An 11,302-nucleotide genomic window follows, 5' to 3' on the forward strand; every position below is an offset into this window, starting at 1 on the left:
TCCTTCAATGAACTTCCTTCTTGATGTCGCATATTCATCCTCTTATCTGGACATCCTTATAGGTGAGAGGAGTGAAAAAGATGCTTACTGCTATTAAAAAAGCAGGAAAGGGTCTGTTTATTACAACCTTACTTATTGGTGCGCTTATTGCCACATTTATAAACGTATCGAATTTACAGCCACAAGACATTTTTCGTTTTTTTGAACATAGGCAAGGGATACAAGTAGAAGAAGTGATGGATTTTCAAGAGAGACATGCCGATTTCACCACGATGAAAGAGCTTTCTTCCGTTGAGGCTGCGAAAACAGTAAACCTCTATGAAACGATTGGTGGAGCGCCAACCGTGACTCTTGAAAATTCGAGGGATTGGACCGAATACCCGTCTCATTCGGTAGTGGCTACAGGCTACACTGCTGGAATCGAGTCCACGGGGAAAACACAAGAACATCCCCAATATGGGATTACGTATAGTGGTGTGAAAGTGAAAAGAGACCTTTATTCGACGATCGCAGCTGATCCATCGGTTTTTCCGATCGGTACCATCCTCTTTATTCCTGGCTATGGATTTGGTGTAGTTGCGGACACAGGATCGGCTATTAAAGGAAATAAAATTGATCTTTATTACGAAACGGTTGAAGACGTGTATGCTGAGTGGGGTAAACAAACGGTGGATGTCTATGTAGTTGAAACCGGAGATGGACATTTAAGCGAGCAAGATCTCATCAATCTTAATGAAGATGAGGCAGTTCAAGTGTTTCGTGAAGCAAATTAATAAAAACGGTCCTGAAAGGTTACGACCTTCAGGACCGTTTTTGTATTTTTGTTTAAAAAACGACGGCATGTAGAATGAATGTCAAAATAATTCCTAATACCCCTCCAAAAAACACCTCAATAGGCTGGTGACCAAGAAGCTCTTTTAACTCTTTTTGCTTATCTTTCTCTTCTTTTGTAGGCCAGGCTTTCATTTCTTCCATAAGCTTATTGAAGTCCGTTACCAATTGGTTGACGACAGTCGCTTGTTCTCCAGCGTGCCAACGAACGCCAGTGGCATCAAACATGACGATAATTCCAAAGATAGCTGCAATTGCGAAGAAAGGAGAGCCAAGACCTTCTTCAAGAGCGATGGCTGTAGCTAACGCTGTTACGGCACCTGAATGGGAACTTGGCATCCCACCTGTACTCGTCAGCAACGTCCAATCAAATCTTCTCGAAGCCAGATATTGTAGCGGTACTTTTATAAACTGCGCTAAAAGGATCGCACTTAAAGCAGCCCAGAGAGGAAAGTTTGTGAGTAATTCTGTCAATTGGATTATTCCTTTCTTCGTTCAAATTTGTTTGTATTTTAACCTTTTTTCGCTTGAAATAAAAAGCTTTGTAGTTATTATTTTTAACCATAATTATATCATAACTCATGGAAAGCGAGTTGTAGATAAGTTTATTAAAGTTGATGAATGAATTACAAAACCACTTTTCTTACGGTAGCCTTCCCATAAAGAAATGTAGAGGAATTTCCATTCCCGTAAAGAAATGAATATAAACACAAAATCGAGGAGTGGATGATATTGAAGGAATTAATATGGATTGACGAATTACAAAAAGAAGAGCATGGCGTTTTTGCGATCGGTATTTTTGAAGATGAACAAAGACGATTCTCTGAACTGAGTCGAACGTTAACATGTGGATTGCAAAAGACATTGGACAAACATACAAGTTGGGCAAAGGAAAAGTGTTTACATATCGTCGCAACAGAGCGAGAAGATGTAATTGTTGTCGGGCTTGGGAAAAGGGAGTTGTGGGATAGGAAAAAGGCGGAAACGGTGGGCGGAATGCTATATCGTTTTATTGCAAAAGAAAAAATAAATCAAAGTGTCATTCATCTAGACTCTTTCGGGGATGATGAAGATCTTCTACAATCATTCACTACCGGGCTTACTCTAGGGTCTTATGTTGTTGAGACGTTTAAGACAGATCAAAGAAAACGGTCATTACCGCAAATCAAATTCTATAGTGGCTCTGGCTCTCGAACTTCTGCAATAGAAGTGGCGTGTAACCGGGGTGTTGTACAGGGGTTTTCGACGAATGAAGCGAGACGACTCGTTAATACACCGGCAAACTATATGACACCCACTGTTCTGGCTGAGGAGGCAATGCGGCTAGGGGAAGAATTCGGGATTCATGTAAAAGTATTCGAGAAGAATGAGATGGAAGAAATGGGAATGGGAGCATTGTTGGCTGTAGCCAAAGGGTCTGATGAACCACCTAAATTCATCACAATGGAATATAAAGGTAACGTGGGTTCGGATGAATGGGATGGAGCCATTGTAGGAAAAGGGTTAACGTATGATTCTGGTGGATACTCCTTAAAAACGGGAGAAGGGTTAAAAACGATGAAGATGGACATGGGAGGAGCAGCTTCTGTACTAGGGGCCATGAGGATCATTTTAGAAGAGAAGCCCAAGGTAAATGTGATGGCGGTGATCCCCTCCACTGAAAACATGATTAATGGTAATGCGTTAAAGCCTGGAGACGTGATTCACTCCTTAGGTGGGAAAACCATTGAAGTGTTAAACACGGATGCTGAAGGAAGACTTATTTTAGCTGACGCAGTCGCGTACGCAAGAAAAGAAGGAGCGAAGGCCATTATTGACGTTGCCACGCTTACAGGATCAGTGGTGGTCGCTTTGGGTGGAGTCATGACAGGGGCTGTTACTAATAACGTGGAACTCATGGGATTAGTGCATGATGCGAGTGAAGTGTCAGGTGAGCGAGTATGGTTACTTCCAAACGATGAGGAATACGTGCAGATGGTTAAAAAATCAGATGTCGCAGATTTAAATAATTCACCAGGTAGGAAAGCGGGAGCCATTACGGCTGGGCTGTTTATAGGGGAGTTTGCAGAAGACACGCCTTGGGTCCACTTGGACATTGCGGGCACCGCTTGGCAGGAAGGGGTCAATGCCACTGGTCAAAAGGGTGGTACAGGAGTTATGGTAAGGACGATTGCAGAGACAGTCCTTGGTATGGATAAGCGATAGTAGATATAATTGAATTCGATTTGCGAGCAATATTTTTTGCTCGTAAATCGATTTTTTTATTGAGCTAGTTCACATTTGCGTTTAAACGCTTATGAAAAAGGGAATCGAGTATCGTCCTTACGTATGCAGGAAGAAATTGGCGGTGTAGCTTGTATATGTACATTGTGTGTAAGTGAGTGGCGTAGGTGAGTGATTCTTCGTGAAAATGCTATAAATTACAACAAACTCGTCTTTGTGTGAAAAGTCCTACTTCGGTATCATTGGAACTGTCTTTAGTCGTTTATACATAATAGAAAGAGTCATAAACGAGTTTTACTAAAATCCTAGTAAATCGATTGGAATACTAAAATAATTAATGAAAGGGGGGGAAGCGGTGTCCATATTTAAAAAAGCAGATGCCATTTTATATAAGATAGAAAGGTTTATTTTAAGCTGGTCTATTATTGTCATTTCCGTTATGACGGTGGGGAATGTGATTAGCCGTGAATTGACGGGATCAAGTTGGGCGTTTTCCCAAGAAATCAGTAGGATGGCAGTGATTATGGCTACCTTTATGGGAATTAGTTATGCAGCTCGAAAAGGAAGGCATATTACGATGTCCGCCTTTTTTGACCTATCTCCAAAGCGTGTGAAAAAGGCACTTTCTATTTTTAATCCTCTTGTGTCAGCTTTGGTTCTCTTCGTGGTTGCTTACTTTGCATATCAATATATGCTGTCTACATACAATTCTGGTCGTACAACAGCGGCTTTGCAAATTCCCATTTGGATCATGGTTATGTTTGTACCCTTGGGGCTTTTCTTGGGAGGGATACAGTTTCTAAGAAACATGTGGGTCAATATTGTAAATGAAGAGGTTTACTTAGCGCAGGACAAAAAAGATTACGACGAACAATAAAATGTGAATAGAGAAAGGAAACGGACATGGTTTGGACTTTGCTCGCCATTATGGTGGTTTTACTTATTCTAGGCTTTCCGATGATGATTCCTCTCATTGTTGCTCCGCTTGCGGTCATGATGATTTACTTTGATAACTTGGACCCGATGATGATGGCAGGGCAACTTGTAGAAGGAGTATCAGCCTATGTATTGCTCGCTGTACCATTGTTTATATTTGCTGCTGATATTATGTCAACAGGGAAAACGTCAAGAAGACTCTTGGATTTTATAGGTTCTTTTGTAGGTCATCTGCGCGGGGGATATGCAATTACGACGGCTGCCGCTTGTACGTTGTTCGGCTCGATTTCCGGCTCAACGCAAGCAACGGTTGTTGCCATTGGTAAACCTATGCGTGAACGTTTATTGAAGGTAGGATACAAAGACTCAAGCGCCATCGCATTAATTATAAATGCTAGTGATGTAGCGCTGTTGATTCCGCCAAGTATCGGAATGATCATTTATGCCCTTGTGACGGGGACGTCTCCTAGTGAATTGTTTATTGCGGGTATTGGCCCTGGGTTACTGATTTTTATATGTTTTGCCATCTATGCTTACATACATGCACGAGTGTTTAATATTCCCCTTGGAGTGAGGGTCCCGTGGAAAATGAGAGCCTTACTCACAAGAAAAGCTCTTTTGCCACTAGGGTTTCCTATCATTATCGTTGGAGGTATTTATTCAGGGTATTTTACACCAACAGAAGCTGCTGGGATATCCGTGTTATATGCTTTGTTACTGGAGGTCGTGATTTATCGATCCATTAAAATAACGGACATTCCACGCGTGGCACTGTCAACTGGTTTGGTTACATCGGCAGTTTTTGTTTTGGTGGCAGGTGGGCAAGCATTTTCTTGGGTGATCTCATATGCTCAAATTCCGCGAATGCTCACAGAAGCTGTACTTGGTACAGACCCTACGGCTCTTTACGTTCTGCTTATTATTGCCCTTTTCTTCTTTGTAGGGTGTATGTTTGTAGATCCTATCGTTGTGATTTTAATATTAACGCCGATTTTTTGGAGGCCTGCTCTTGAAGCGGGGATCGATCCAGTTCACTTAGGTGTCGTCATTACATATCAAGCAGCTCTAGGTTCAGCTACGCCTCCCTTTGGAGTTGATATTTTTACGGCTAGTGCTGTCTTTAATAAGTCTTACCTGGATGTGATAAAGGGTACTCCGCCGTATATCGTTATTTTAATTCTAATCGGTATTTTGGTCATTTTATTTGAAGAAATTTCACTCTTTTTACTGCGCTTTATGTAAAAGGTGAATTTCATATAGTTAGTTTTTAAAAAATAATGGGGGTTTTAACATGTGGATGAAAAAAAGCTTACTTACCGGAGGCGTCTTGTCTCTTGGATTGGCCATGGTCGCTTGTGGCTCGGATGAAGATGCAGGTACAGATAATGGAGAGAGTGCGGGGGACGGGGAAGAGACTTACGAACTTCGTTTTGCCACAGAGGAATATGAAGGTCAATTGCAATACGAATATGCTCGCGAATTCTCCGAGATGCTGGAAGAAAAAACCGACGGCCGTATAACGACTTCCGTTTATGAATTCGGTGGTTTAGGAAGTGAAGTAGACCAATTTGAAATGATTCAAAATGGTGGCGTTGAATTTGCCATTGTCTCTCCTGGCTTTACAGGAACGACGGTTCGAGAAGGTCAACTCTTCGCATTACAGTTCCTTTTCTCAGATGATGAAGACGTGAATTATGACGTGTTAAACAACAGTGAGGCGCTAAACGAAGATTTAGCAGCAAAATATGAAGACCGAAACGTAAAACCGTTGGCTTTTTGGTCTGAAGGTGGAATGCAGTGGACTGGAAACCGTGAGCTTCGTGAGCCATCAGACTTTGAAGGGTTTAGAATGCGTACTCAAGAATCCTCTTTAATTTTACGTTCTTATGAAGCTTATGGCGCTGATCCAACTCCTTTAAGCTGGGCAGAGCTTTACTCCAGTTTGCAGTTAGGTAACGTGGATGGCCAAGAAAATCCAATTTTCTTTATTGAAGATGCTAATTTCCATGAAGTGCAGGATCACATGACGATCTCTGATCACAACATTTACGTAGCAATGACAACAGTGAATGCCGACTTCTACAATGATCTTCCTGACGACCTTCGTGCGGCGGTAGACGAAACGGTTGAAGAAATGCGTCCGGTTGCACAAGAAATGCAACTTGAAATGAACGAAGAATTACTAACCGCGATTGAAGAGAATGATGAAAATCCAACTGAAATCTATACCTTGTCAGAAGATGAACGCGATGCGTTTAGAGAGCTAGCCATTCCAATGCAAGATTATTTCCGTGAGGATGTAGGGGAAGATGGGGCAGCTATTCTTGATAAGCTAATTGAAGAAATTGAGGAAGCAGAAGGAAACTAACTTTTTACTCCTCTCTATAGGTAGAGAGAGCCCGGGGCATGATGCATGCTCCGGGCTTTCGTATGCATACTACATTAAAACGATAGTTGACATGAAGAAATAGTGGTGTTAAAGTAAGTGATGTTTTCATACGTTATTGATTTAGTGAGATAAAGAAATAAAGCATTAAAGGAGACTGGGAAGATGAACGCGGTTGTAATAGCAGTTTTAGTTATGATCATACTTAGTTTAATGCGTATCCACGTGGTGGTCGCTTTGATTGGTGGAGCGATGGTCGGTGGTCTTGTAGCTGGCTTTTCTGTTATGGAGACGGTCGATATTTTCACGTCAGGCCTTGGAACAAACGCAACTGTAGCTTTAAGTTATGCGATGCTCGGTGCATTTGCTGTTGCGATTAATTACACTGGGTTGCCAAACTTATTGATTAAGTGGGCGGTTCGGATCGTTGGAAAAGAAGGAGAAACTAGAAGAAAAACATATTCCAAAGTATTGCTCTTATTTATTATCGTCATCATTTCTTGTATGTCACAAAATGTGGTCATGGTGCATATTGCCTTTATTCCATTATTAATTCCACCGCTTTTAAAGGTATTTAACGAATTGGCTCTTGATCGTCGAGCTGCGGCAACAGCGTTAACATTCGGATTAAAAGCGCCATACATTTTAATTCCTGCAGGTTACGGTCTAATCTTCCACGAAATTGTTTTTGAAAACATGAGAGATAGTGGCATGTCGGTGGAGATGTCCATGATTCCTCAGGCGATGCTTTTGCCGGTGTTAGGGATGGTCGTCGGACTTCTGGTAGCGATCTTTATTACTTATCGAAAGCCTAGGGAGTACGAAGACCGTGATATTCGTCGCACGGATGATCATACAGATGGTCACTATACTACTGGCTCCATCCTCATTGGACTTGCGGCAATCATAACGACTCTGGTTACACAAGTAATCACCTCATCAATGATTTTCAGCGCTCTCCTAGGATTAGGGGTATTGTATGTCTACTTTACGGTTCTTCACTTCGCAGGAAGATTGTCGCTTAATGAATCGGAAAGTTTGATGACAGATGGCATGAAGATGCTAGCGTTTATCGGTTTTGTAATGATCACGGCTGGAGGCTTTGCCGAAGTGATTAGGGAAACAGGTCACGTAGATGCACTTGTTGATACCGTATCCGGCTGGGTCGGGGACAGTAAGGCGCTGGCAGCTCTACTTATGCTTATTGTTGGATTGTTTATTACAATGGGCATTGGATCATCCTTTGCAACCATTCCGATAATTGCAGCGATCTTTGTTCCACTTGCGGCAGCTGTCGGGTTAAGTCCTTTAGCTACAATTGCGTTAATTGGTACAGCAGGCGCATTAGGTGATGCGGGATCACCAGCATCCGATAGTACACTCGGGCCTACGGCAGGTCTAAACGCTGATGGTCAACACCACCATATTTGGGATACATGTGTGCCGACTTTCTTGCACTTTAATATTCCATTGATTCTGTTTGGTTGGCTTGCAGCAATTATCTTATAATAAGTATTGCTCTTTACTTGCGTTGCGGGTAAAGGGCAATACTTTTTTCTTTGTCCTGCGCATGGATCGTTTTTCTGTGTAAACCTCTTACTTCTCCAGGTTCAACGCTTACGAACTAGAGGTCGCTTCATACCATGATTTTAGACTTTATATGGTGTAAATAGTCACGTTTTTTTTGTTTCGGTAAAAACCAAGACACTTGAGCATTTATGATTTGAAAAAATGGTAGAAAAATGAAACTTCCTGTCTCCTTGATTCGTCTATTTATATAGAGGTTTTAAAAAGGGGGAGGAGTTCCAATGAATAAGATTACTAAAAATAGATTAATTACAGCCTTAAGCCTAATTGCCATAGGGGGCGTGCTGTTTTTCGTCTTTAACAATACAAATCATGTTTCTGATGAGGAACTCTATAACCAATACATGGAGACCGTTAATGAAGCACAGCAATTATTTCAAATGCACAAAAAGGTTGGATCCTATTATTCAAATGAGCAGTTCGCGAGGGAAGAGGATGTATATCAAGCCTTGGATGAGACGTTTACTGATAGTGGGGTGGATTCACTATTATCGTCCGTTTTTAAAAAAGTAGAAGGGGATTTAGTTTATAAACAAAAGTATCAACAATATCTAGAGAATCTACATTCACCAGGGGAAGGAAACATTACTTACTATGAAACAGTAAAAAATACCCTCCTTAACCCAGGGCTTCCATTGATTAAAGAAGACGACGTGGCCATTTACCGTGAAGACAATAAAGTGTATTTGGCGGTGGAAGATGCTTCTGTAGCCTATTATGATGATAATAGCCCTAACCGTAACTATTTGAAGCGCTATGGCTACCCTTCAGGTGATCGACTATCGATCGAAATTATTTTCGTGCGTCATGATAATGGATTGTTAAAAGTAAGTGATTACAACGTGGAAAGCAGTCCACCTTCTTAATTTCTGAATGTTTACCTTCTTTATCATTGGTTTGTTTGTAGGTGCCTAGTAGTACAGGTGAAGTGGGCGTATTCGTTAGAGAACTAGAGGAGAGCCATTTGTATTGAGTGTGGTAGTAGGGAGAGTCTCATTACTGGAGCTGAGGCCACTGAAAAAGTACAGCCCGACTTTTTCACTGCCTTTATTTGAATGGCAATGGCTCCACTCGGTTGCGCGCCTGTTACGAGAAACACACTCGTATCAGGCTTTCAAAACATGCAACCGTTCCGCTCATTGCTTAGAAAGGAACTGTAAAAAGTTAAAGATCGAACTTTTTCAGTGCCTTCGGAGCTAAGCTTTAGTAATGAATTCAATGAAAAAAGCATCCCTTTTTTAGGAATGCTTTTTTCTTCTCTATTTATTTTATGGGAGAAACAAAAGTTAAGAGGCCACCTTCTCTGGCTGAAGAGGTGTGCGTCTATTAATAGCGTTCGCAACCTGTGGGCAAATGGAAGCTGCAAAGCCGGTTAACACTAAATCTTTCACTAAAAATGGCCCCATACTAGCAAATGTTGCTACGTATGAGATGTCAGGCAGTCCAAGTACAAAGACCATATGAAAGTATAGGTAAGTGACTCCGAACAGATAGTTAACTGCCAAGCCACTCATACAGGCCGTAATATAAGATAATAAGGAGCGATTGGAACGCTCTACAATTTTACCCGTTACAAAAGCGAGAAGAATAAAGGATAAGATAAAACCGAACGTAGGCGAAACGAACACTTGTGGTCCACCTGAAAATTGAGCAAAGATCGGAGCGCCTACTAATCCCAGAATGGTATAACCGATCATTGAAAAAGTACCTAACCGACTTCCGAGTATGGCCCCTGCTAGAATAGCGATCACGGTTTGAAACGTCATAGGTACAGTGCCAACCGTTATAAATGCGGTGGCATTTGCTCCGATTGCCATCAGCGCGATGAACATTGCGGCTTTAGTAATATCGACAGCTTTAAAGGTGGTTTTCTTTTGTGTTGTCATTATGTACACCTCAATTTCAATTATGTTAACCATTTTTATTTGTGGTTAACAATAATATATCTTGGCCTTTAGATAATTGTCAACGTAAAAATAAAAAGGTTTACAAAGGTATTTGCATAGAAAACTTTCATATAATCTACAAAAATTAAAATCAGGCAAGCATTTTTATGTGTTAAAGTGAAGTTGCTTGAACAAAAGGTTAAAGGAAGGTGATCGTATGAATCGCACTCGTACATTGCTTCGGTTTGCTGCTCTTTTTGCGTTGGTGGGGACCTTTATTGGATCTCATATGGCGGGAGCAGGGAGTTATGCTCTAAAACCGATGCATGCTCACATATTGGTAGTAGGGTGGCTATCCCTCTTTGCTTTTGCTGTCTTCTATAGAATGTTTTCAATTCCAAAAAAATCCAAGCTGGCAAACATACAAGTTTGGACTGCGATTATTGGGAGCGTTACGTTGCCAACCGGGATGTATTGGGAACGAATGATAAACGAAGGGCCGCTTGCAGCTTTTGCACTAATCTACTATATAGTGGGCGGAACCATTTTACTTGTTAGTTTTGTATTATTCTTCATTATGACGTTTGTGTTCTCGGATCAGATTAACGATAGAGAATAAACATACAAAGTCAATGCCGCTGGCGTTGGCTTTTTTTATTCGTTGTTTTGAAAAGAGTTGTTGCTTCTAGAAAGAGAAGTTGCAGAAATGTCTGAGACTCCTGTGCTAGTGATGGCATATACATCTTGAGTGAGCTTCGAGGGTACCCCTACCTGCTTGCTAGCACAATACGTAAAGCGGGGATTTCAAATATAAAAAGAGAATAATGAATAAAGCAACACTCTATATACGCAAGCAGCTTCTTATTACAACGATTCGTATAAGTTGGGCTATTCTATATGAAATGTTAGATCAAATACTACTTTGAAAAAAAGATGGTGTCTCCTCCTATGAGGGGACGTTTGTCAAGAGAAGGAAATTCAATAGGAACTACGCTCATACTAAAGACGATCTTACTTAAGTGGCGTTTTTCGTGTATTGGAATTGTTTTGCTGCATGTTGAACTGGTAGCTTTTATTCTCGCTCTCCTAATATAAGTGTAGGAGTTAGATGATATGCTAGCTGACGGGTGAGTTGGTCTTGATAGATCTCATGTTTAATCTTTCTAAAAAAGGAGATAAAGATAGAGGTGAAAGTTTTTCAAGAAAAAATCTAAAACATCTTGACCCTGTCCGCATTACCCACTATAATAAATCAGGTCCCCAACAAAAGGGACTAGCAACGACAGAAAATTTAAAAAACTTTTTTTAAAAAGTTGTTGCACTAAAGAAGTTATCGTGATATATTATTACTTGTCGCCGCGAAAGACATACGGCAGACACGAAAGACAGTGACCTTTGAAAACTAAACAAAAAGCCAAGCGAAACGTGGGATAATGACACATTATCCCGTCAA

At 41.0% G+C, this 11,302-nt stretch carries 11 protein-coding genes; 9 read left to right on the forward strand and 2 right to left on the reverse strand.

Going from position 1 to position 11,302, the window contains the following annotated elements; translation table 11 throughout:
- The first annotated feature begins 71 nt into the window (after positions 1-71).
- The gene (locus G476_RS0101190; protein ID WP_026688491.1) at positions 72-773 is read left to right on the forward strand and encodes a 3D domain-containing protein; all 702 of its coding nucleotides are present in this window, start codon (positions 72-74) and stop codon (positions 771-773) included.
- Positions 774-825: 52 nt separating this feature from the next.
- Here G476_RS0101190 and G476_RS0101195 read toward each other — a convergent pair whose 3' ends face one another.
- Positions 826-1,305, reverse strand: a complete 480-nt coding sequence (locus G476_RS0101195) for a divergent PAP2 family protein (protein WP_035185865.1) — start codon at positions 1,303-1,305, stop codon at positions 826-828.
- Positions 1,306-1,563: 258 nt separating this feature from the next.
- Between G476_RS0101195 and G476_RS0101205 the strand changes: the two genes are divergently transcribed.
- The 6 genes from G476_RS0101205 (at position 1,564) to G476_RS0101230 (ending at position 8,829) form a co-directional block, all read left to right on the forward strand.
- Entirely contained in the window at positions 1,564-3,036 is a 1,473-nt protein-coding gene (locus G476_RS0101205; protein ID WP_051314603.1) for a leucyl aminopeptidase, read from the forward strand.
- Between the two features lie 373 nt (positions 3,037-3,409).
- The gene (locus G476_RS0101210; protein WP_026688494.1) at positions 3,410-3,931 is read left to right on the forward strand and encodes a TRAP transporter small permease; all 522 of its coding nucleotides are present in this window, start codon (positions 3,410-3,412) and stop codon (positions 3,929-3,931) included.
- Positions 3,932-3,957: 26 nt separating this feature from the next.
- The gene (locus G476_RS0101215) at positions 3,958-5,232 is read left to right on the forward strand and encodes a TRAP transporter large permease (protein WP_026688495.1); all 1,275 of its coding nucleotides are present in this window, start codon (positions 3,958-3,960) and stop codon (positions 5,230-5,232) included.
- Between the two features lie 49 nt (positions 5,233-5,281).
- A complete protein-coding gene (dctP, locus tag G476_RS0101220) occupies positions 5,282-6,358 on the forward strand; it encodes a TRAP transporter substrate-binding protein DctP (protein WP_026688496.1) in 1,077 nt (358 codons plus the stop codon).
- Between the two features lie 183 nt (positions 6,359-6,541).
- On the forward strand, positions 6,542-7,885 hold the full coding sequence (locus G476_RS0101225) for a Na+/H+ antiporter family protein (RefSeq protein ID WP_026688497.1): 1,344 nt from the start codon (positions 6,542-6,544) through the stop codon (positions 7,883-7,885).
- Positions 7,886-8,184: 299 nt separating this feature from the next.
- Positions 8,185-8,829 (forward strand): hypothetical protein, encoded by a 645-nt coding sequence (locus G476_RS0101230; protein WP_026688498.1) that lies wholly within the window; start codon positions 8,185-8,187, stop codon positions 8,827-8,829.
- 420 nt (positions 8,830-9,249) lie between these two features.
- On the opposite strand, the gene G476_RS0101235 is transcribed toward G476_RS0101230, so the two are convergent.
- Positions 9,250-9,849 (reverse strand): biotin transporter BioY, encoded by a 600-nt coding sequence (locus G476_RS0101235; RefSeq protein WP_026688499.1) that lies wholly within the window; start codon positions 9,847-9,849, stop codon positions 9,250-9,252.
- A 217-nt stretch (positions 9,850-10,066) separates the two neighbouring features.
- On the opposite strand from G476_RS0101235, the gene G476_RS0101240 reads away from it, so the two are divergent.
- Together G476_RS0101240 and G476_RS23440 are read left to right on the forward strand one after the other, a co-directional pair.
- Entirely contained in the window at positions 10,067-10,468 is a 402-nt protein-coding gene (locus tag G476_RS0101240) for a hypothetical protein (protein ID WP_026688500.1), read from the forward strand.
- Between the two features lie 519 nt (positions 10,469-10,987).
- Positions 10,988-11,158, forward strand: a complete 171-nt coding sequence (locus G476_RS23440; RefSeq protein ID WP_156906491.1) for a hypothetical protein — start codon at positions 10,988-10,990, stop codon at positions 11,156-11,158.
- Positions 11,159-11,302: the final 144 nt, after the last annotated feature.

It is taken from the genome of Alteribacter aurantiacus DSM 18675, assembly GCF_000429705.1.
Classification (GTDB): Bacteria; Bacillota; Bacilli; order Bacillales; family Salisediminibacteriaceae; genus Alteribacter; species Alteribacter aurantiacus.

What these genes read in the sequence shown, in the direction of transcription:
- G476_RS0101235 (WP_026688499.1), bottom strand. Translation starts at nt 9,849, where the DNA reads ATGACAACACAAAAGAAAACCACCTTTAAAGCTGTCGATATTACTAAA.
- dctP (WP_026688496.1), top strand. Translation starts at nt 5,282, where the DNA reads ATGTGGATGAAAAAAAGCTTACTTACCGGAGGCGTCTTGTCTCTTGGA.
- G476_RS0101230 (WP_026688498.1), top strand. Translation starts at nt 8,185, where the DNA reads ATGAATAAGATTACTAAAAATAGATTAATTACAGCCTTAAGCCTAATT.
- G476_RS0101215 (WP_026688495.1), top strand. Translation starts at nt 3,958, where the DNA reads ATGGTTTGGACTTTGCTCGCCATTATGGTGGTTTTACTTATTCTAGGC.
- G476_RS0101240 (WP_026688500.1), top strand. Translation starts at nt 10,067, where the DNA reads ATGAATCGCACTCGTACATTGCTTCGGTTTGCTGCTCTTTTTGCGTTG.
- G476_RS0101225 (WP_026688497.1), top strand. Translation starts at nt 6,542, where the DNA reads ATGAACGCGGTTGTAATAGCAGTTTTAGTTATGATCATACTTAGTTTA.